The sequence below is a fragment of the Pseudomonas sp. PKS genome, assembly GCF_051913525.1.
Lineage (GTDB): Bacteria > Pseudomonadota > Gammaproteobacteria > Pseudomonadales > Pseudomonadaceae > Aquipseudomonas > Aquipseudomonas guariconensis_D.
The window spans coordinates 126992-148278 of record NZ_JBEGDO010000012.1 but is presented as its reverse complement, the minus strand read 5'-3'; the positions used below and the strand labels follow the sequence as shown (position 1 = coordinate 148278).

The window sequence follows — 21287 nt, the reverse complement described above, 5'->3', positions numbered from 1 at the left end:
CTTCCTCCCCCCCCCGATAGGGTGTGCAGTAGCCCCCAAGGGCCGTGTTTCAGCCAGGCAGTCGCATCACCCGCCCGACAAACGCTGCCGCCGGCAGGTCCCGTTGCTCATCCTCCAACCCCTGAAGCAGGCCTGCGCTGCGTTCACTGAACGGTGCCGACTTCGGCCCCGCCAGGTCCACGTGCAGCAGCATCTGTTCGCTGGCCGCCAGGGCCTCGTCGAACCCTGCCCGGTGCAGGCTGTGATACACGTGCAGGCGCTTGCGATCGAAACCGATGATCTGCGTCTGCACCCACACCTCGGTGCCCAGCTTCACTTCGTGCAGGTAGTTGATGTGCGCTTCCAGGGTGAACAGCGAATTGCCGCTTTGCCCGCGGCTGTCGGCATCCAGGCCGATGCGCTCCATCAGCGCATCGGTGGCGTAGCTGAAGATCAGCAGGTAATAGGCATCGCGCAGGTGTCCGTTGTAGTCGACCCAGTCCTCCTGGACTGGGGTGCGGTAGGTGATCAGTGCGGGCATTGCCGTTTCCTCAATCGCCGAAGGCCAGGCCGTGGGTTGCCTTGCTGTTCTTCACGGCGTCCAGCACCGCCAGCAGGGTGTCATCCCGGTAGCGTTCCAGCGCGGCGATGCTGCGATCACCCAGTTGCTCCGAGGTGCCCTCGACCACATCGTCGATCAGCTTGTCGGTCAGCTCCGGTGCCGGCAGGTAGGTCCAGGGCAGCTTGAGCGCCGGGCCGAACTGCGCCATGAAGTGACGCATGCCTGCGTCGCCCCCGGCCAGGGTGTAGGTGAGGAAGGTGCCCATGAACGACCAGCGAAGGCCTGCGCCAAAGCGGATCGCATCGTCGATCTCGCCGGTGCTGGCCACTCCGTCGTTGACCAAGTGCAGAGCCTCTCGCCACAGCGCTTCAAGCAGTCGGTCGGCAATGAAGCCCGGAACCTCCTTGCGCACATGCAGCGGGCGCATGCCCAAGGCGGTGTAGATGGTCTTGGCCGCCTCGATGGCTTCGGGGGCGGTGTGCTGGCCGCCGACGATTTCCACCAAGGGCAGCAGGTACACCGGATTGAACGGGTGGCCCACCACGCAGCGCTCGGGGTGTGTGGCGGACTCATAGAACTCGCTGGGCAGCAGGCCCGAGGTGCTGGAGCCGATGATCGCATTGGGCTTGGCCGCGGCGCTGATCTTGGCGTGCAGGTCGAGCTTCAGGTCCAGGCGCTCCGGGGCGCTTTCCTGGATGAAGTCGGCGTCGCGCACGCATTCCTCGATGGTGGCCACGAACCGTAGGCGATCTTGTGAGGCGCCTGGCGCCAGGCCTTGTTTTTCCAAGGCTGGCCAGGCATTGGCGATACGTTTGCGCAAGGCCTGCTCGGCGCCTGGGGCTGGGTCCCAGGCGATCACGTCCAGGCCGTGGGCCAGGGCGCGGGCAACCCAGCCGCTGCCGATCACGCCGCTACCGAGGGCGGCGAAGGTCTTGATCTCGGTGATGAAGGTCATGGCGATTCTCCGGGGGCTCAGCGGCGCTTGAGGTTCATTTTTTCGCGGCCTTCGGCCGGGGTCAGGACGCGAGCGCCCATGCGGGTGATGATCTCCACCGCGCGCTCGACCAACTGGCCGTTGCTGGCCAGCACGCCACGGTCCAGATAGAGGTTGTCTTCCAGGCCGACCCGCACGTTGCCGCCGAGCAGCACAGCCTGGGCCGCCATCGGCATCTGCATGCGGCCGATACCGAAACCGGCCCAGGTCACGCCGGCGGGCAGGTTGTCGACCATGGCCTTCATGGTGGTGGTGTCGGCTGGCGCGCCCCATGGGATGCCCAGGCACAGCTGGAACAGCGGATCGTCCAGCAGGCCTTCTTTCATCATCTGCTTGGCGAACCACAGGTGGCCGGTGTCGAAGATTTCGAGCTCGGCTTTCACGCCCAGTTCGGTGATGCGCTTGGCGCCGGCACGCAGTTGGCTCGGGGTCGAGACGTAGATGGCGTTGCCATCGCCGAAGTTGAGCGTCCCGCAGTCCAGGGTGCAGATCTCCGGCAGCAGGGCCTCGACGTGCGCCAGGCGCTCCAGCGGGCCGATCAGGTCGGTGCCTGGGCCGAACTCCATGGGCTTTTCGCCAGGGCCGATCTCGAGGTCGCCACCCATGCCGGCGGTGAGGTTGACGATCACGTCCACGTCGGCTTCACGAATGCGCTCCATCACTTCGCGGTACAACGCCACGTCGCGGCTGAAGCGGCCGGTCTGTGGATCGCGGACGTGGCAGTGGACCACGGTGGCGCCGGCCTTGGCGGCTTCGATGGCCGACTCGGCGATCTGCTTGGGTGTGACCGGGACAAGGTGGCTCTTGGCGACGGTGTCGCCGGCGCCGGTCAGTGCACAGGTGATGATGACGTCATGGTTCATGGCGCGGATCCTTCAGGGTATGTCTGTTAGGTCGGTGGTGTGGTTTTCGCGGGTGGGCCCGCTCCCATTGGGCCTGCGTGAGTCCTGGGGGCGTGGGGCAACCTCGCTTCCACAGGCGCAGCATCGTGTGTTGTGTGGGAGCGGGTTACCCGCGAACCGGTAGAGTCAGTTGGCGCTGAGGTTGAGGTTCTCAGCCGCCGGCTTGCCGTCGAAGGTGGTCACGCCTTCGAGCCAGCGTGCCTTGTCCTCGGGGTGGTCCTTGAGCCACTGGCGGGCAGATTCCAGCGGGTCCTTGTGATCGAGCAGCGGCTGCATCATGCGGCTCTCGTCCTCGGCGCTGAAGCTCAGGTTGGCCAGCAGACGATGGGCGTTGGGGCAGCGCTCGGCGTAGTCGGGCGCGGTGACGGTCCAGACCGTGGCGCGGCCTTCGTCAGGGCCCAGGGCGTCCTGGCTGCCGCCCAGGTAGACCATGTCGAGGTTCACGTTCATCGGGTGCGGCGCCCAGCCGAAGAACACCACCGCCTGCTTGCGCCGCACGGCGCGGTCGACGGCGGCGAGCATGCCGGCCTCGCTGGACTCGACCAGCTGGAACTTGCCCAGGCCAAACTGGTTCTTGGCGATCATCGCCTTGATCTGGGTGTTGGCACCGGAGCCGGGCTCGATGCCGTAGATCTTGCCGCCCAGCTCCTTCTCGAACTTGTGGATGTCGGCGAACGTCTTCAGGCCCTTGTCGGCCAGGTATTTCGGTACCGCCAGGGTGGCCCGCGCATCTTCCAGGCTGGGCTTGTCGAGGACCTTGACCTGTCCGGCCTGGACGAACGGTGTGATGGTCTGGGTCATGATCGGGTTCCAGTAGCCCAGGAACATGTCCAGGCGCTTGTCGCGGATACCGGCGAAGATGATCTGCTGGGACGCGCTGGTCTGTTTGGTCTGGTAACCCAACCCGTCGAGCAGGACCTGGGCCATGGCGCTGGTGGCGATGACGTCGGTCCAGTTGACCACGCCAAGGCGCACGTCTTGGCAGGTGGCGGGCTCGGCGGCCAGGAGGGGAGTGGCGAGGGTGCTGCTCAACGCGAGGGACAACAAGCTGCGGCGGATGAAGCTGTGCATGGTGGCTCTCCAACGGCAGTGCATATTGTTATTGGGGCCGGCCTCTGCGGGCCGTGTGAACACGCTACGCTGGTGGCGGGGTGGAAATTCGCACTCTGACGACCAAGAGTTGCACGGAAGCGACCACTTTTCCCGTGGAGCACGCAATGTCTGAAATCATTCACTTTCTGCTGTTGCCCGGCTTTTCGGCGATGGGCTTCATCAGTGCCCTGGAGCCACTGCGCGTGGCCAACCGCTTCCGCGGCCCGCTGTACCGCTGGCGCGTGTTGAGCCTCGATGGCGGTGCGGTGCAGGCCAGCAACGGCATGTCGGTGAACGCCGATGGCGTGCTGGGGGAGGGGGAGGCGGCGCGCATGCTGCTGATCGTGGCCGGCTTCGAACCGTTGGCCTGCTATGGTGTGCAATTGCACCAGGTGCTGCGGCGCCTGGATCATGAAGGCGTGTTGCTGGGTGGCATCGATACCGGGGCGATGGTGCTGGCCGAAGCCGGGCTGCTCGATGGGCACCGGGCGACCGTGCATTGGGAGGCGTTGGAAGCTTTCAAGGAGCGCTATCCCAGGTTGCAGGCCACCCAGGAGCTGTTCGAGATCGATCGACGACGCATCACCTGCGCCGGCGGCACCGCGTCCATCGACCTGATGCTCGACCTGATCGCCCAGACCCATGGCAGCGAACTGGCGGTGCAGGTGTCGGAGCAATTCGTGCTCGGACGTATCCGTCCGCGACAGGATCACCAGCGCATGCAGATCGCGTCGCGCTACGGCATCAACAACAAGAAGCTGGTGCGGGTGATCGGCGAGATGGAGCGCAACACCGAGCAGCCGCTCAATACCGAGGTGCTGGCCGATGCCGTGCAGATCACCCGGCGTCAGCTGGAGCGACTGTTCCGCCTGCACCTGGACGACACGCCCAGTGGTTTCTATTTGCGACTGCGCCTGGACAAGGCCAGGCAGCTGTTGCGCCAGACCGACATGAGCGTGCTGGAGGTGAGCATCGCCTGTGGGTTCGAATCGGCGTCGTATTTCACCCGCTGCTATCGGGCGCGGTTCGAGCGATGTCCGCGGGAGGATCGGTTGGTCAAGGTGACTTGATCTCGGGGGGTGACCGCTCAGCCCAGGGGCTGCCTTGCAGCCCATCGCAGGCTCCGCCAGCTCCCAGTACGACACCGAACACTGTAGGCGCTGGCGAAGCCTGCGATGGGCCGCGCCGCGGCTGCGGGATCACTGCTGCCCGATGGACTGCAAGTACTCGGAGCGATCATCGCTGCGCTGGGCCACGCAGGTGTTCCAGGCTGCCTCGAAGGCCTTGCTGCCGGGCTTCTCGGCAAAGGTCTCGACCTTGCAGTCGGCGTCACGCAATTGGGTCCACAGGGTTTCGGCCGCCTGCAGGCGGGCGGTCAGTTGCTGGACCTTGTCGTTTTCGTCCGGGTACTGGTCGGTAATGCGCTGGATGAGATCGTCAAAGGCCGATTTGAGCTCCCGCTCGGCGGTCTGCTTGTTGTAGGCAGCACAGGCGTAGTTCTGCGCGTCGGTCTCGACGTTGTCGCAGGGCGTGCTGTCTTCCTCGCTCGCCTGGGCGCCCAGGGCGACGGCCACCAGGGCCAGCCATGCCATTGATTTCATCCGTTTTCTCCTCAACAGGCTGACGAATCGCTGGGATTCTCGCTCAGCGCGAAGCGCTTCGGTAGATCCCTGAAGAAAAGTTCATGAAGGCGCTTATCGAGACTCGCTCTCATCGCCAAATCCCGAGGCAGAGGGGGCCTTTTGACGTCTTGACGCTTTCGGCAAACCCCCTGTCGTTTTTGCATCGGGGCGCCTCGGGCCGCAGGCATATGCTGGCCCCAAAGCGCCGGCACAAGGTTTGGCGCAAGCGAACTCTATAAAAGGGGACAGCCTGATGAGCCCAGCCGAACTGCACGCCGACAGCATCGTCATCGACGGTCTGATCATTGCCAAGTGGAACCGCGAACTGTTCGAGGACATGCGCAAAGGTGGCCTCACCGCGGCCAACTGCACGGTATCGGTCTGGGAAGGCTTCAAGGCGACCGTCGACAATATCGCCGCCAGTCAGAAGCTGATCCGCGAGAACAGCGACCTGGTCATGCCGGTGCGCACCACCGCCGATATCCGCAAGGCCAAGGAGCTGGGTAAGACCGGCATCCTGTTCGGCTTCCAGAACGCCCATGCGTTCGAAGACCAGATCGCCTACGTCGATGTGTTCAAGCAACTGGGCGTGGGCATCGTGCAGATGTGCTACAACACCCAGAACCTGGTAGGTACCGGCTGCTACGAGCGTGATGGTGGCCTGTCGGGCTTCGGTCGCGAGATCGTCGCCGAGATGAACCGCGTCGGCATCATGTGCGACCTCTCCCACGTCGGCTCCAAGACCAGCGAGGAAGTCATCCTCGAGTCGAAGAAGCCGGTCTGCTACTCCCACTGCCTGCCTTCGGGCCTCAAAGAGCACCCGCGCAACAAGTCCGACGAAGAACTGAAGTTCATCGCCGACCACGGTGGTTTCGTGGGCGTGACCATGTTCGCGCCGTTCCTGGCCAAAGGCATCGACTCGACCATCGACGACTACGCCGAGGCGATTGAATACACCATGAACATCGTCGGTGAAGACGCCATCGGTATCGGTACCGACTTCACCCAGGGCCACGGCCAGGAGTTCTTCGAGTACCTGACCCACGACAAGGGTTACGCCCGTCGCCTGACCAACTTCGGCAAGATCATCAACCCGCTGGGGATTCGCACTGTCGGTGAATTCCCGAACCTCACCGAGACCTTGCTCAAGCGCGGCCACTCCGAGCGTGTGGTGCGCAAGATCATGGGTGAGAACTGGGTCAACGTATTGAAAGACGTCTGGGGCGAGTAAGCCGCTCTCCAAGCCTGAAAGCCCCGGCCAGCAACGTCGGGGCAACCCAATAAAAATTTTGATGGAGTTGAGTTTCCATGGCCAAGATCGCCCCGCAATTGCCAATCGAAGTCGATACCGAGACCGGTGTCTGGACCACCGACGCCCTGCCGATGCTGTATGTACCGCGTCATTTCTTCGTCAACAACCACATCGGCATCGAGGAAGTGCTGGGCGCTGACGCCTACGCCGAGATCCTCTACAAGGCCGGCTACAAGTCCGCCTGGCACTGGTGCGAAAAAGAGGCTGAGTGCCATGGCCTGGAAGGCGTCGCGGTGTTCGAGCACTACATGAAGCGCCTGTCCCAGCGTGGCTGGGGCCTGTTCGAGATCCAGGACATCGACCTGGATAAAGGCACCTGCAGCGTCAAGCTCAAGCACTCGGCTTTCGTCTACGTCTATGGCAAGTGCGGCCGCAAGGTCGACTACATGTTCACCGGCTGGTTCGCTGGCGCCATGGACCAGATTCTCGCCGCGCGCGGCAGCTCCATTCGGACCGTGGCCGAGCAGGTCTACGGTGGTTCGGAAGAAGGCCACGACGACGGCCTGTTCATCGTCAAGCCGTTGTAAGTCGGAGAGAGCGTCATGGCATTCGAAGCAATGTTCCAGCCGATCCAGATCGGCAAACTGACCATCCGCAACCGCGTGCTCAGCACCGCGCACGCCGAGGTCTACGCCACCGACGGCGGCATGACCACCGAGCGTTACGTCAAGTACTACGAAGAGAAGGCCAAGGGCGGCATCGGCCTGGCCATCTGCGGCGGTTCGTCCGTGGTGGCGATCGACAGCCCGCAGGAATGGTGGTCGTCGGTGAACCTGTCGACCGACCGGATCATCCCGCACTTCCAGAACCTGGCCGACGCCATGCACAAGCATGGCGCCAAGATCATGATCCAGATTACCCACATGGGTCGTCGTTCGCGTTGGGACGGCTTCAACTGGCCGACCCTGATGTCGCCGTCCGGCATTCGTGAACCCGTGCACCGCGCCACCTGCAAGACCATCGAGGTCGAGGAGATCTGGCGTGTGATCGGCAACTACGCCCAGGCCGCACGCCGGGCGAAGGAAGGTGGCCTTGACGGCGTCGAGCTGTCGGCCGTGCACCAGCACATGATCGACCAGTTCTGGAGCCCGCGGGTCAACAAGCGTACCGACGAATGGGGCGGTACCTTCGAAGGCCGCATGAAGTTCGGCCTGGAAGTGCTCAAGGCCGTGCGTGCCGAGGTAGGCCCTGACTTCTGCGTGGGCATGCGTATCTGTGGTGACGAATTCCACCCCGATGGCCTGAGCCACGAGGACATGAAGCAGATCGCCGCCTACTACGACGCCACTGGCATGATCGACTTCATCGGCGTGGTCGGCTCGGGTTGCGACACCCACAACACCCTGGCCAACGTCATCCCGAACATGAGCTACCCGCCGGAGCCGTTCCTGCACCTGGCGGCAGGCATCAAGGAAGTGGTCAAGGTCCCGGTGCTGCACGCGCAGAACATCAAGGACCCGAACCAGGCGACCCGCATCCTGGAAGGCGGCTACGTGGACATGGTCGGTATGACCCGCGCCCACATGGCCGACCCGCACCTGATCGCCAAGATCAAGATGGGCCAGATCGACCAGATCAAGCAGTGCGTCGGTGCCAACTACTGCATCGACCGCCAGTACCAAGGCCTGGACGTACTGTGCATCCAGAACGCCGCGACCTCCCGTGAATACATGGGCGTGCCGCACATCATCGAAAAGACCACCGGGCCCAAGCGCAAGGTGGTGGTGGTCGGCGCCGGTCCTGCCGGTATGGAGGCCGCACGCGTTGCCGCCGAGCGTGGCCACGATGTGACCCTGTTCGAGAAGAAGGACCAGATCGGCGGGCAGATCACCATCGCCGCCAAGGCACCGCAGCGCGACCAGATCGCCGGTATCACCCGCTGGTACCAGCTGGAGCTGGCGCGCCTGAAGGTCGACCTGCGCCTGGGCACTGCCGCTGATGCCGAAACCATCATGGACCTGCGTCCGGACGTGGTCGTGCTGGCTGTGGGCGGGCACTCGTTCCTGGAGCAGAACGAACACTGGGGCGCCGCCGAAGGGCTGGTGGTCAGCAGCTGGGATGTGCTCGACGGCAAGGTTGCGCCGGGCAAGAACGTGCTGGTGTACGACACCATCTGTGAATTCACCGGTATGTCGGTCGCTGACTTCATCGCCGACAAGGGCAGCCAGGTGGAGATCGTCACCGATGACATCAAGCCGGGCGTCGCGATGGGCGGTACCACCTTCCCGACCTACTACCGCAGCATCTACCCCAAAGAAGTGATCATGACCGGCGACATGATGCTGGAAAAGGTCTACCGCGAAGGCGACAAGCTGGTGGCGGTGCTGGAGAACGAATACACCGGCGCCAAGGAAGAACGCGTGGTCGACCAGGTGGTGGTGGAAAACGGCGTGCGTCCTGACGAGCAGCTGTACTACGCACTGAAGGAAGGTTCGCGCAACAAGGGCCAGATCGATATCGAGGCGCTGTTCGCCATCAAGCCGCAGCCGATCCTCAGCCAGCCGGGCGAGGGCTACCTGCTGTATCGCATCGGCGACTGCGTGGCCCAGCGTAACGTCCACGCGGCGATCTACGACGCCTTGCGCCTGTGCAAGGACTTCTGATCGTTAACAGTCGTCGCCACTGAGCGCGGCCCCTGTGGGAGCCTCCCATGTTGAACACCCTTCTACCCATCCTGCTGTTCGCCGCCCTTGGCCTGGCGGTGCTCGGCGCCCTGCGCCGGGTGCGCATGTGGCGGCGTGGTCGACCGTCGAAGGTCAACCTGATCGGCGGCCTGCTGGCCATGCCGCGGCGCTACCTGGTGGATCTGCACCATGTGGTCGAGCGCGACAAGTACATGTCCAAGACCCACGTGGCCACCGCCGGCGGCTTCGTGCTGTCGGCCGTGCTGGCGATCCTGGTCCATGGCTTTGGCCTGCAGAGCAAGATCCTCGGCTATGCCTTGCTGGCCGCCACGGTGCTGATGTTCTGTGGCGCCCTGTTCGTCTTCAAGCGTCGCCTGAACCCACCTTCGCGCCTGTCCAAGGGGCCGTGGATGCGCCTGCCCAAGAGCTTGCTGGTGTTCGCCGCGAGCTTCTTCATCGCCACGCTGCCCGTTGCCGGCATCCTGCCTGAAGGCACCGGTGGTTGGCTGTTGGTCGCCGTGCTGGGCGTGGGTGTGCTGTGGGGCGTGTCGGAGCTGTTCTTCGGCATGACCTGGGGCGGCCCGATGAAGCACGCCTTCGCCGGTGCCCTGCACCTGGCCTGGCACCGCCGCGCCGAACGCTTCGGCGGTGGTCGCTCCACCGGCCTCAAGCCGCTGGACCTGGAAGACCCGAACGCGCCGTTGGGCGTGGAAAAACCAGTGGACTTCACCTGGAACCAACTGCTCGGCTTCGATGCCTGCGTGCAGTGCGGCAAGTGCGAAGCCATGTGCCCGGCGTTCGCCGCCGGCCAGCCGCTGAACCCGAAAAAACTCATCCAGGACATGGTCATCGGTCTTGCCGGTGGCACCGACGCGCAGTTCGCCGGCAGCCCTTATCCGGGCAAGCCGATCGGTGAGCATGGCGGTCACCCGCACCAGCCGATCGTCAATGGCCTGGTCGACGCCGAGACCCTGTGGTCGTGCACCACCTGCCGCGCCTGCGTCGAGGAGTGCCCGATGATGATCGAGCACGTCGATGCCATCGTCGACATGCGCCGTCACCTGACCCTGGAAAAAGGCGCGACCCCGAACAAGGGCGCCGAGGTGCTGGACAACCTGATCGCCACCGACAACCCTGGCGGCTTCAACCCAGGCGGTCGGATGAACTGGGCGGCCGACCTCAATCTCAAGCTGATGTCCGAGGTCAAGAGCACCGAGGTGCTGTTCTGGGTCGGTGATGGTGCCTTCGACATGCGCAACCAGCGTACCCTGCGGGCCTTCGTCAAAGTCCTCAAGGCCTCCGGCGTGGACTTCGCCGTGCTCGGCCTGGAAGAGCGTGACAGCGGCGACGTGGCGCGCCGACTGGGTGACGAGGCGACTTTCCAGCAACTGGCCAAGCGCAACATCCAGACGCTGAACAAGTACCGCTTCCAGCGCATCGTCACCTGCGACCCGCACAGCTTCCATGTGCTGAAGAACGAGTACGGCGCCTTGGGCGGCGAGTACCAGGTGCAGCACCACAGCACCTACATCGCCGAACTCATCGCGGCCAACAAGCTCAACCTGGGCCAGCACAAGGGTGGCAGCGTCACCTATCACGATCCGTGCTACCTGGGCCGTTACAACGGCGAGTACGAGGCGCCGCGCGATGTGCTCAAGGCCCTCGGCATCGAGGTTCGCGAGATGGAACGCTCGGGCTTCCGCTCCCGGTGCTGTGGCGGTGGCGGCGGTGCGCCGATCACCGACATCCCGGGCAAGCAGCGTATCCCCGACATGCGCATGGACGACATCCGCACGACCGAGGCAGAGCTGGTGGCCGTGGGTTGCCCACAGTGCACCGCAATGCTCGAAGGCGTGGTCGAACCTCGTCCGCAGATCAAGGACATCGCCGAGCTTGTCGCCGACGTGCTGATCGAGGACGACGCCCCTGCCAGCGCCAAATCCCAAGCGGCCAAACGTGAACCTGCGGAGGTGCACTGATGAGCGACATCATCCGCCGCGACCCTCGTGCCGAGTGGATCGCCCGTAACCGTCTGCATCCGCTGCACGCGGCGATGCAGACGCAACAGACTCGCTGGATGGGCCCCAACGGCCTCATCCGCAAGAACCCCCATGCGATCGCCGCCGGCTTCATCGGCCCCAATGGCCTCAAGCGCATCGACCGCAGCGGCGCCCAGCAGGGCACCGCCGGCGCCGGTCGCCGTACTGCAGCGGCCGAGGTGCAGCTGCCGCTGCACCAGGTCGCGCAGCCGGCGTTCTATATCGCCGTGGTTCCGGACATGGTCGGTGGTCGCCTGGGCAGCCACGACCGCGACCTGCTGGGCCTGGCCCACAGCCTGGCCGGCAGCGACGGCGCCGTCCTGGCGATCGTGTTCGGCGAACACAAGGAAAGCAACTTTTCCACAGCCGGCGTCGACCGGTTGCTGGTCATCGAAGGCGAAGCGTTCGAAGGTTATGCACCGGAGCAGTTGGTGCAGGGCCTGCGCGCTGTGGATAACCAGTTCACCCCGCGCCACTGGCTGCTACCAGACAGCCGCACCGGTGGTGGCGAGCTCGGCCGGCGCCTGGCCGCCGCGCTGGGCGAACGCCCGGCGACACGGGTATGGCAAGTCAAGGACGGCCAGTGCATCGGTCGAGCCGGGGCTGGCCAACAGGACCTGCAGCGCGGTTTGCCGCGCCTGATCCTGGCGGCGGCCGAATGCTCCGACCCGGTCAGCGAAACCCGTCACGAAGCACTGCCGGTGGAGTTGTCCACAAGCGTGGCGCGCAGCCTGTCGCGTATCGAAGACCTGGGCCCGGTGGCGGTGGATCCTGCGGCCATCGCCATGGCCGAATCGGAGTTCATCGTCTCCGGCGGCAACGGCGTCAAGGATTGGGATCTTTTCCACAAGGCGACAGCCGCCCTCGGGGCTACCGAAGGTGCTTCGCGGGTGGCGGTGGACGATGGTTTCATGCCCCGCAACCGCCAGGTGGGCGCCACCGGTACCTGGGTCACGGCGCGGGTCTACGTGGCTGTGGGTATCTCCGGGGCGATCCAGCACCTGCAGGGCATCGGCGCCTGCGACAAGGTGGTGGCGGTGAACATGGACCCTGGCTGCGACATGATCAAACGGGCGGACCTGTCGGTGATTGGCGACAGTTCGGCGATTCTCCAGGCGTTGATCGAGGCTGTGGACAACTACCGCAGCGCCGGCCAGCGCGACGCGGCATAAGGGCACGAGCATGAGTACGAAAGTCATCAGCCTGGTCTCCATCGGCGCTCACCCCAGCTCCGGCCGCACCCGTCGTGCCGAGCAGGACTCCCGTGCCGTCGAGCTGGGTTTGCAGCTGGCTGGGGATAACTTGCAGGTGGTGCATGCCGGCGATCCTCGCGAGGAAGCGCTGCGCGCATACCTGGGCATGGGCCTGGATCATCTGGATGTGCTGGAGCAGCCGGCGGGTGCCGATGTGCTCGGCGTGCTGGGCGATTACCTGCGCGACGCCGGGGCACAACTGGTGTTGACCGGCAGCCAGGCGGAAACCGGCGAAGGGTCGGGCATGTTGCCGTTCTTGCTGGCCGAGCGTCTGGGCTGGCCACTGGTGGTGGGCCTGGCTGAGGTCGAGTCCATCGACAACGGCACCGCGCAAGTCCTGCAGGCCTTGCCACGGGGGCAGCGGCGCCGGCTGAAGGTGCGCCTGCCGCTCTTGGCAACTGTGGATAACGCGGCGCCCAAGCCACGCCAGAGCGCCTTTGGCCCAGCGCGCCGGGGCGTGCTGGCAGCGCGCAACGTGGCGGTGGTCGAGGATGAACTGCTGGCCGATGCCGAGCTGCAGCCGGCCCGTCCCCGGCCCAAGCGGCTGAAGGTGATCAAGGCCAAGAGCGGCGCCGACCGCATGAAAGCCGCCACGGCCAAGGCCAGCGGTGGGGGCGGCAAGGTGCTCAAGGACGTTTCTCCACAAGAGGGCGCCGAGGCGATCCTGAAGTTGCTGGTGGAGGAAGGGGTGCTGCGCTAGCGGTTGCCTGTTCAAAAGCCAAAGCCCACGTTGCATGGCCTGCACGTGGGCTTTTTTCATGGTGGTGCGGTCTGTTTTGCAGCCCTTCGCAGACTTGGTCAGCGACCCTGTGGTTTTTACACACCGAATCTGTTTGCCAACCTGTTGATAAAGTGTTCGCGCCTCTCTACAGCCCCCGTCATCTCTTGGCTACAGCGCGCTGGTTATTATTTGACCACCCTTGCCGATCAACTCCACATGCCCCTTTCACTCCAAAAGGCCGAGGTTGCCCACAATCGCTGTTGGCGTCTCTGTGGATAATCTGTTTGGCAGCGGCGCAATCCCTTGATCTGACTGGGCTGCAGAGATTAGGTCAATAATTGATCAATTGCTGCGAAACGGCTGTGCAGCACGCTTGTATCGGGTGCTCTGGAGGTCTATCCACAGACATTGGCCGCACGCCTGAGCATTGCCCACAAAGTCTGTTGGCCGCTCTGTGGACAACGTGTTCGGCAAACGCTAGAGCCCTTGTAATCAAAGGCCTGTAGAGAAATGGTCAAATAATGATCAAAGCGTCCGGCTTCTGCTCGGCCCAAGTTTCCACAAATACTGTGCGCCAGGCTGTGGATAAAATGTTGGTCGGTGGCTGCAGGCCTTGGGAGGCCTTGGCTGGGGGAAGGTTGATCAAGAATTGATCATCGCTCTTCATGACCGGGCTGTCGCTGTAGGCCCGATTCGAGCAAAAAAAAGAGCAGCCATCTGGCTGCTCTTTTCGTTTCGCGTCGATACCTTACTGCGCTTTGACTTCCTTCAGGTACGGCGCTGGCTCCGCCCCCAGGTTGTTCAGCACGCGCTGGGAGTACCAGTCGATGAAGTTGACCACGCCGAACTCGTAGGTCTTGGAGTACGGGCCGGGCTGGTAGGCAGTGGAGTTGATGCCGCGCTGGTTCTCTTCAGCCAGACGACGGTCCTGGTCGTTGGTGGCGTCCCAGACCTTGCGCATGTTTTCCGGGTCGTAGTCGACACCTTCGACGGCGTCCTTGTGCACCAGCCACTTGGTGGTGACCATGGTTTCCTGGGCGCTGATTGGCCACACGGTGAACACGATCATGTGGTCGCCCATGCAGTGGTTCCAGGAGTGCGGCAGGTGCAGGATACGCATCGAGCCCAGGTCCGGGTTCTTGATGCGGCCCATCAGTTTCTTGCACGCCTGCTTGCCGTCCATGGTCATGGACACGGTGCCCTTGAGCAGCGGCATGCGCACGATGCGGTTACGCAGGCCATGGCTCTTGTGCAGGTACGGAATCTTCTCGGCTTCCCAGGCAGCAGCGGAGGCGGCGACGTGGTCCTTGAACGCCTGGTCGGCGCGTGGGTCGTTGGTATCGTCCCACTCCAGCAGGGTCTTGAGCAGCTCAGGGTGCGAACCGTTGCAGTGGTAGCACTCGCGGTTGTTTTCCAGCACCAGCTTCCAGTTGGCTTTTTCCATCAAGGTGGTCTGCACCGCCACCTTGGTGTTCTCCATGTCGTACGGTTCCATGTAGTGATCGAGCGTTGCCAGGAACTCGTCGATCGCAGGTGGGTTTTCGGCCAGGCTGATGAAGATATAGCCACCGGCAGTCTTCACGTGCACAGGCTTGAGGCCGTACTGCTTCATGTCGAAGTCGGCGCCCATCTCGGTGCCGGCGAACAGCAGGCGACCGTCGATTTCATAAGTCCACTGGTGGTACGGGCAGACCAGCTTGGCCACCTTGCCCTTGTCGCTGGTGCACAGGCGCGAACCGCGGTGACGGCAGACGTTGTGGAACGCATGCACCTGGCCTTCGGCGCCACGGATAACGATGATCGGGTTCTTGCCGATCTGCAGGGTCAGGAAGTTGCCCTTGGTTGGAATCTCGCACGTCATGCCGGCGATCAACCACTCCTTGTGGAAAATCTCCTGCATGTCGATCTGGAACAGACGCTCGTCGGTGTAGAAAGGCTGGGGCAGCGAGTAGGTGCGCTCGCGGGTCTGCAGCATCTCGGCGGTGGCCTTGCGTGCAGCTTCCAGTGGATCGCCCAGGCTCAGGGTTGCGGTGACGTCCATCGTTTGGTCCTCAGGGCCGTATGCGGCCGGCGAAAGTGGCTAATCGTTGTTGTGGTTTGCCGCAAGGCTGCTTGCTAAAAACAGCTGTTTCATTTGCCGTGGAGTGTGCGTTCGCCGCCGACAGGAACCATATCCACGGGCGACATGGCCGAATCCGATTCCGACGCGCCAGCCCTTGTAGCGCGGGGCTGGTCGCGATAAGCACGCCGATGTCGCTGATAGGAATGTACTTCGTCGCCGGCTTGCGCATTATCGGAGCCATGAAGGCCGGTAGTCGGCCGCTGGAGAAGAACATGTCCGATACCTTCCTCAATCCGGTCACGACCCAGACCTGGGCCAACGGCCGCCATGTGGTGCGCTGCGTCAAGGTCATCCAGGAGACCTGGGACGTGCGCACCTTCTGTTTCATGGCCGACCAGCCGATCATGTTCTTCTTCAAGCCTGGGCAGTTCGTCACCCTGGAGCTTGAGATCGACGGCAAGCAGGTGATGCGCTCGTACACCATTTCCAGCTCGCCATCGGTGCCCTACAGCTTCTCGATCACCGTCAAGCGCGTGCCTGGCGGGCAGGTGTCCAACTGGCTGCACGACAACATGCACGAAGGCTTCGAGCTGGCGGTGCACGGACCGGTGGGGCTGTTCAACGCCATCGACTTCCCGGCGCCGAAGGTGCTGTACCTCTCCGGTGGTGTCGGTATCACCCCGGTCATGTCCATGGCCCGTTGGTTCTACGACACCAACGGCAATGTCGACATGGTCTTCGTCCACAGCGCCCGTTCGCCGAAGGACATCATCTACCACCGCGAACTGGACCAGATGGCCTCGCGGATCCCCAATTTCAGCCTGCACATCATTTGCGAGAAGCACGGCCTCGGCGAGCCTTGGTCGGGCTACCGTGGCTACCTGAATCAGCGCCTGATGGAGCTGATCGCGCCCGACTACATGGAACGGGTGGTCTTCTGCTGCGGCCCGACGCCGTACATGAATGCGGTCAAGCGCATGCTCGAGGCGGTGGGCTTCGACATGCGCAACTACCACGAAGAGTCGTTTGGCGCGACCCCGGCAGAGGCCAAGGCCGATGCCGTGGAACATGCCGAGCAGGCGGCCGAGGCGGCTGAGGAACTCGACGCGGCCGACCTCCACCTGGTGGAGTTCGTCGGCAGCGACAAGAGCATCCGTATCGCCCCGGGCGAGACGGTGCATGCGGCTGCGGCCAAGGTCGGGCTGATGATCCCCAAGGCCTGTGGCATGGGCATCTGCGGGACCTGCAAGGTACTCAAGCTCGGCGGCGAAGTGGTCATGGACCACAACGGTGGCATCACCGAGGAAGACGAAGCCGAAGGCTACATCCTGTCGTGCTGCAGTGTCCCGCAAGGTGACGTGCGGATCGACTACTGATCCGGCCCACTACTACATTTCGCGGGTAAACCCGCTCCTACCAGGTTGATGCAGAACCTGTGGGAGCGGGTTTATCGAGGCGTCGAACCGCCGCGAATGCATTCATCAAGTGCGAAAACGCGCCACCAGGCCGTTGAGGTCCACCGCCAGGCGGGAAAGGTCGGCGCTGGCCACGCTGGTCTGATGCGCGCCGGTCGCGCTCTGCACCGACAGGTCATTGATGTTCACCAGGTTGCGGTCCACCTCGCGGGCCACCTGGGCCTGCTCTTCGGCGGCGCTGGCGATCACCAGGTTGCGCTCATTGATCTGCGCCACCGCGCTGGCGATGCTGTCCAGTGCCAGGCCGGCGCCACGGGCGATATTCAGTGTCGACTCGGCACGTTCAGTGCTGGTGCGCATCGACGTCACCGCTTCCTCCGTCCCGCCCTGGATACTGGCGATCATCCGTTCGATCTCGCTCGTGGACTGCTGGGTGCGATGGGCCAGGGCCCGCACCTCGTCAGCCACCACGGCAAAACCACGACCGGCTTCCCCGGCGCGGGCCGCTTCGATTGCGGCATTGAGGGCCAGCAGGTTGGTCTGATCGGCCAGGCCACGGATCACATCCAGGACCTTGCCGATATCCCGGGACTGGGATGCCAGGCGGGTGACCAGTGTTGCGGTGGCCTGCACATCGCTGCTCATGCGCTCGATGGCGCCCACCGTCTCCAGCACCAGGTCGCGACCATCGCCCGCTGATCGGCTGGCCTCGCTGGAGGCTTCGGAGGTGCTCACGGCATTGCGTGCCACTTCTTCCACCGCGCTGGTCATTTCGGTGACCGCGGTGGCGGCCTGTTCGATCTCGTTGTTCTGCTGCTGCAGGCCGCGGGCGCTTTCGTCGGTGACGCAGTTGAGTTCCTCGGCGGCCGAGGCCAGCTGGGTGGCCGAGCCTGCGATCAGTTGCAGGGTGTCGCGCAGCTTGTCCTGCATCCGCGCCATGGCGCGAAGCAGCCGGGCGGCTTCGTCATTGCCCTCGGCGCGGATCACCTGGGTCAGGTCACCGTCAGCGACCTGTTCGGCGGCCTTGAGCGCTTCATCGATCGGCTTGACGATGCTGCGGGTCAACAGGAAGGCGCAGAGCAGGGTCAGGACGGTGGCAGTCACCAGCAGGCCGATGACCAGGGCGAACGCGGAGTCGTATTGGCTGGCGGCTGTCGCATTGGTGGCGCGGGTCTGCTCGGTGTTGATGCGCACCAGGTCCGCCATGGCCTGGTTGATCTGCTCGGCATTCTCGAACAGCTCGCGGTTGATCAGATTCTGCAGCTCTTCCACGCGATTGGCCTGGCTGAAGCTGCGCATGCGCGCTTCCAGCTGGCGGTACTGGCCAAGCAGTTGATTGTAGCGATCGAAGGCGGCTTGCTCCTGGGGGCCTTCCACCAGTGTGCGGTAGGTGTCGCGTATCTTGTCGATCTGCGCGTTGCGCTCATCCATCTGGCGCTGGGTGTCCTGCTGGAACTGAGGGTCGCGGTTGAGCACCAGGCGGTAGGCGAGGGTGCGCATGCGCAGGTTGAGCAAGGCCAGTTCATCGAGGGTCTTGATGCTGGGCACGCTCACCGCTTCGATGGCGACGCCGGCTTGGCGAATGTTGCCCATCTGGATCAGCGAGAAAATGCCAAGGCCGAGCATCAGCGCACCGATCAGGGCAAAGCCTAACAGCGCACGCGGGGCAATGTTCATATTGCGTAGGGACATGGGTGTAATCCGGGCAAGGAAGAAAATGCGCGCTCCATGCGACAGAATGTGACCTGCTCGGGTTATCGGTAGAGGCGGGCCGCGCTTGAGTGAAATTGTGAGCCTGCTATCGAGTTTCCGGACAGGTGGTTGACCCAGGTCGGAACAAGACCGGCCCAGGCCTGTCAATCTGCCCAGGCTAAAGCCTTTGTGTCCCGATATTTAATGGCGAGGACGCGCGCTTTTCTTTATCGTGTGCGCCCTTTGCAACAACCCGAGATAGACCCCATGTTGGAAGCTTCCCTGAATCAACTCGAGCAACTGGTCAACGACCTGATGCAGAAAAACGCTCAACTCACCGAGCAGAACACCGCCCTCGGCCAGGAACTGGCCCAGGCCAAGGAAGAGAATGAAACCCTGCAGCTGTCGCTGATGGAGCAGGAAGAGAAGCACGGCGCCACTGCGGCCCGTATCCAGGCGCTGGTAGAGCGCGCCAGCGCAGGTGTCGTCAACGCATGAGACTGCAAGCGCAGCCGATCAATGTCGTGTCCATCCTGGGCAACGACTATTCGATCAAGGCGCCCCAAGGCCAGGAAGAGACCCTGGCGCAAGCCGTGCGGATGCTCAACACCGCCTTGGCCGAAACCAAGCGTCAGTACCCCACCCTGATCGGTGACAAGCTGCTGGTGCTGGCAGCCCTGAATCTGTGTTCCAAGCAGGTCGAGTTGCAAAAGGAACACCAGCAGACCCTCGAGCGGACCCAGGCGCAGATCGACGCCACGGTGGACGCTATCGTTCGGACCATCGCCGAACAGTAATCCGATTGCCTGACTTCGGGTTTGCCGCGAATGCATCGGTGAGTTTCCCATCGCATTCGCGGGTAAACCCGCTCCCAGCGTCTGGCATCATCCCCACGGAATCTAGGTGAGCCGGGCGCTTGTGAGCGCGGGCTCATCCGCCCATGCGCCAGTGGCTTTAGCATCGGATCTTGCGGCAGAAACGACGCGCGACGGCTCATCGACATTGTTTTAGATCACTGGAATAACGGGATACGTAAGTGTATACAATAACCCCAAATAATAATGATTGGGGAGTTGGGGCATGCGGATCTGGCGGCGGAGTATCCAGTGGCAGTTGATTGCGAGCATGGGCGCGGCCCTGCTGGCGAGCATTCTGGTGGTCGTGGGGGTGTATACCGAGGCGGTCAACCGCCTGACCGAACGTTATCTGGTGGACACGGCACTGCCGGCCAGCGTCGAAGCGATCCGCAACGACATCGAACGCATGCTCGGCAAGCCGCTGGTGGCGGCGGCCGACATCGCCGGTAACACGCTGCTGCGTGACTGGCTCGCCGCCGGCGAAGACCCCGCCCAAGCCCCCCGTTTTCTCGAATACCTGGAGGCGGTCAAACAGCGCAACCAGGCCTTCACCACGTTGTTCGCCTCCACGGCGACCGGCCACTACTACAACGAGAAAGGCCTGGATCGCACCCTCAGCCGCGATAACCCGAAGGACAAATGGTTCTACGGCTACATCGACAGCGGCGCCGAACGCCTGATCAACATCGACATCGATGGCTCCACCGGGGAGCTGGCGCTGTTCATCGATTACCGGGTCGAAAAAGACGGGCAGCTGGTGGGCGTGGCCGGTATGGGCCTGCGCATGACGGCATTGTCGAAGCTGATCCATGACTTCAGTTTCGGTGAGCGCGGGCGGGTGTTCCTGGTGCGCAACGACGGTCTGATCCAGGTCCATCCGGATCACGAATTCAGCGGCAAGCGCCAGTTGGCCGAGCAAGTCGGCGAGCGGGCGACCCAAGACCTGCTGGGCAAGGGTGAAGGCCTGCGCAAGGTGCATTTCAGCCGCGACGGCGAGGCGTTTCTTGCCCTGGGCCTACCGCTTCGCGACCTGAACTGGACCTTGGTGGCCGAGGTGCCGGAAGACGAAATCTACGCACAGATGCACGAGGCGGTGTGGCTGACCAGCCTGATCGGCGGCGCGGTGGCGCTGGTGTCGTTGCTGTTGGTCGTGCTGCTGGCGCGCGGGCTGGTGCGTCCGATCCGCCAGGTGACCATGGCGCTGACCCAGATCGGCAGTGGGGCTGGCGACCTCAGCCAGCGGCTGGACGATTCGCGTGAGGACGAGCTGGGCGACCTGGCCCGTGGGTTCAACCGGTTCCTCGACAGCCAGCGGGTGCTGATCGGCGAGGTGCTGCGCACCACCGAGCGCCTGCATCGGTCGGTGGAGCAGGTGACCCGCGTGGTGGACAACACAGCCGACCGTTCCGGCCGCCAGCAGGAGATGACCGAAATGGTCGCTACCGCTGTGCACGAAATGGGGTTGACCGTGCAGGACATCGCGCAGAACGCCGGCAATGCCGCCCATGCCTCGCAGTCGGCGCGTGACGAGGCCTTGCAGGCGCGCGAGGTGGTGCGCCGGTCGATCCACAGCATCGAAGGCATGTCCGGGGAAATCAGCCGGGCGGCGGAGGCGGTGAGCCAGCTGGCCGACGAAGTCGCCTCGATCGACGAGGTCTTGGCCGTGATCCGCAGTATTTCCGAACAGACCAACCTGTTGGCCCTCAATGCGGCCATCGAGGCGGCGCGAGCGGGTGAAATGGGGCGCGGCTTTGCAGTGGTCGCCGATGAAGTGCGCACACTGGCGCGGCGTACTCAAGTGTCCACCGACGAGGTGCAGCAGATGATCCAGCGCCTCAAGCAAGGCGCCGGCACCGCCGTGGCGTCGATGAACGCCGGGCAGCAGGCAACCGGGGGCGGGGTGGAGTCCAGCCAGCGTACCGGTGCCTCGCTGGGGGCGATCACCGATCAGGTGGAGCATATCAGCGACATGAACCACCAAGTGGCCACGGCGACCGAAGAGCAGTCGGCGGTGACCGAGGAGATCAACCGGACCGTGCAGGGGATTTCCGACCTGGCGCGGGAGACGGCAGCCGAAGTGCAGGCCTGTCGGGATGAGTGCCAGGCGTTGCGTGGCCTGGCCGATGACCTGGCGCGGCAGATGGGCGGGTTCAAGCTCTAG

Annotated in this window: 18 protein-coding genes and 2 pseudogenes; 12 read left to right on the top strand and 8 right to left on the bottom strand. The window is 63.7% G+C overall.

Features of this window, described 5'->3' with window-relative positions; all coding sequences use genetic code 11:
* Positions 1–49: 49 nt before the first annotated feature.
* From ABOA88_RS14515 to choX, 4 genes are all read right to left on the bottom strand, one after another.
* Positions 50–520: a thioesterase family protein gene (locus ABOA88_RS14515; protein WP_196167893.1), complete on the bottom strand. Its 471-nt coding sequence runs from the start codon at positions 518–520 to the stop codon at positions 50–52.
* Between the two features lie 10 nt (positions 521–530).
* Positions 531–1496 carry an L-carnitine dehydrogenase gene (locus tag ABOA88_RS14510; protein WP_367850640.1) on the bottom strand — a complete coding sequence of 322 codons (966 nt, stop codon included), beginning with the start codon at positions 1494–1496 and terminating at the stop codon, positions 531–533.
* 17 nt (positions 1497–1513) lie between these two features.
* On the bottom strand, positions 1514–2398 hold the full coding sequence (locus ABOA88_RS14505) for a 3-keto-5-aminohexanoate cleavage protein (protein ID WP_043211067.1): 885 nt from the start codon (positions 2396–2398) through the stop codon (positions 1514–1516).
* A gap of 165 nt (positions 2399–2563) precedes the next feature.
* Positions 2564–3508 (bottom strand): choline ABC transporter substrate-binding protein, encoded by a 945-nt coding sequence (gene choX / locus ABOA88_RS14500; protein ID WP_196167891.1) that lies wholly within the window; start codon positions 3506–3508, stop codon positions 2564–2566.
* 146 nt (positions 3509–3654) lie between these two features.
* Here choX and ABOA88_RS14495 point away from each other — a divergent pair, with 146 nt between their 5' ends.
* A complete protein-coding gene (locus ABOA88_RS14495; protein WP_196167890.1) occupies positions 3655–4599 on the top strand; it encodes a GlxA family transcriptional regulator in 945 nt (314 codons plus the stop codon).
* A 129-nt stretch (positions 4600–4728) separates the two neighbouring features.
* On the opposite strand, the gene ABOA88_RS14490 is transcribed toward ABOA88_RS14495, so the two are convergent.
* A complete protein-coding gene (locus ABOA88_RS14490) occupies positions 4729–5130 on the bottom strand; it encodes a lysozyme inhibitor LprI family protein (protein WP_043211074.1) in 402 nt (133 codons plus the stop codon).
* 274 nt (positions 5131–5404) lie between these two features.
* Here ABOA88_RS14490 and ABOA88_RS14485 point away from each other — a divergent pair, with 274 nt between their 5' ends.
* From ABOA88_RS14485 to etfB, 6 genes are all read left to right on the top strand, one after another.
* The gene (locus tag ABOA88_RS14485; RefSeq protein ID WP_043211075.1) at positions 5405–6382 is read left to right on the top strand and encodes a dipeptidase; all 978 of its coding nucleotides are present in this window, start codon (positions 5405–5407) and stop codon (positions 6380–6382) included.
* 77 nt (positions 6383–6459) lie between these two features.
* On the top strand, positions 6460–6990 hold the full coding sequence (locus ABOA88_RS14480; RefSeq protein WP_043211077.1) for a DUF5943 domain-containing protein: 531 nt from the start codon (positions 6460–6462) through the stop codon (positions 6988–6990).
* Between the two features lie 15 nt (positions 6991–7005).
* The gene (gene dgcA, locus ABOA88_RS14475) at positions 7006–9066 is read left to right on the top strand and encodes a dimethylglycine demethylation protein DgcA (RefSeq protein WP_043211079.1); all 2061 of its coding nucleotides are present in this window, start codon (positions 7006–7008) and stop codon (positions 9064–9066) included.
* A gap of 47 nt (positions 9067–9113) precedes the next feature.
* Positions 9114–11066, top strand: a complete 1953-nt coding sequence (gene dgcB / locus ABOA88_RS14470) for a dimethylglycine demethylation protein DgcB (RefSeq protein ID WP_090346333.1) — start codon at positions 9114–9116, stop codon at positions 11064–11066.
* Complete coding sequence (etfA, locus tag ABOA88_RS14465) at positions 11066–12298, top strand: electron transfer flavoprotein subunit alpha (protein WP_196167889.1); 1233 nt, start codon at positions 11066–11068, stop codon at positions 12296–12298. Before dgcB ends, etfA begins: the two co-directional genes overlap by 1 nt.
* 10 nt (positions 12299–12308) lie before the next feature.
* On the top strand, positions 12309–13079 hold the full coding sequence (gene etfB / locus ABOA88_RS14460; protein WP_043211085.1) for an electron transfer flavoprotein subunit beta: 771 nt from the start codon (positions 12309–12311) through the stop codon (positions 13077–13079).
* Positions 13080–13848: 769 nt separating this feature from the next.
* On the opposite strand, the gene gbcA is transcribed toward etfB, so the two are convergent.
* Positions 13849–15141, bottom strand: coding sequence for a glycine-betaine demethylase subunit GbcA (gbcA, locus tag ABOA88_RS14455; protein WP_043211087.1), 1293 nt, complete (start codon positions 15139–15141; stop codon positions 13849–13851).
* Between the two features lie 293 nt (positions 15142–15434).
* On the opposite strand from gbcA, the gene gbcB reads away from it, so the two are divergent.
* Positions 15435–16538: a glycine-betaine demethylase subunit GbcB gene (gene gbcB / locus ABOA88_RS14450; protein WP_196168088.1), complete on the top strand. Its 1104-nt coding sequence runs from the start codon at positions 15435–15437 to the stop codon at positions 16536–16538.
* A gap of 105 nt (positions 16539–16643) precedes the next feature.
* Here the strand turns inward: gbcB and ABOA88_RS14445 are convergent, their stop codons facing one another.
* Together ABOA88_RS14445 and ABOA88_RS14440 are read right to left on the bottom strand one after the other, a co-directional pair.
* Positions 16644–17507 (bottom strand): methyl-accepting chemotaxis protein, encoded by an 864-nt coding sequence (locus tag ABOA88_RS14445; protein ID WP_418789768.1) that lies wholly within the window; start codon positions 17505–17507, stop codon positions 16644–16646.
* Positions 17499–18254 (bottom strand): annotated as a pseudogene (locus ABOA88_RS14440) (MCP four helix bundle domain-containing protein); the annotation flags it as partial. The pseudogene ABOA88_RS14440 and the gene ABOA88_RS14445, both read right to left, overlap by 9 nt.
* 282 nt (positions 18255–18536) lie before the next feature.
* Here ABOA88_RS14440 and ABOA88_RS14435 point away from each other — a divergent pair.
* From ABOA88_RS14435 to ABOA88_RS14420, 4 genes and pseudogenes are all read left to right on the top strand, one after another.
* Positions 18537–18767 (top strand): hypothetical protein, encoded by a 231-nt coding sequence (locus ABOA88_RS14435; RefSeq protein ID WP_070090739.1) that lies wholly within the window; start codon positions 18537–18539, stop codon positions 18765–18767.
* Complete coding sequence (locus tag ABOA88_RS14430) at positions 18764–19066, top strand: cell division protein ZapA (protein WP_043211094.1); 303 nt, start codon at positions 18764–18766, stop codon at positions 19064–19066. The genes ABOA88_RS14435 and ABOA88_RS14430 overlap by 4 nt, the downstream gene beginning before the upstream one ends.
* A 283-nt stretch (positions 19067–19349) precedes the next feature.
* Positions 19350–20423: pseudogene (locus tag ABOA88_RS14425) on the top strand (HAMP domain-containing protein); the annotation flags it as partial.
* 126 nt (positions 20424–20549) lie between these two features.
* A complete protein-coding gene (locus ABOA88_RS14420; protein WP_371906664.1) occupies positions 20550–21287 on the top strand; it encodes a methyl-accepting chemotaxis protein in 738 nt (245 codons plus the stop codon).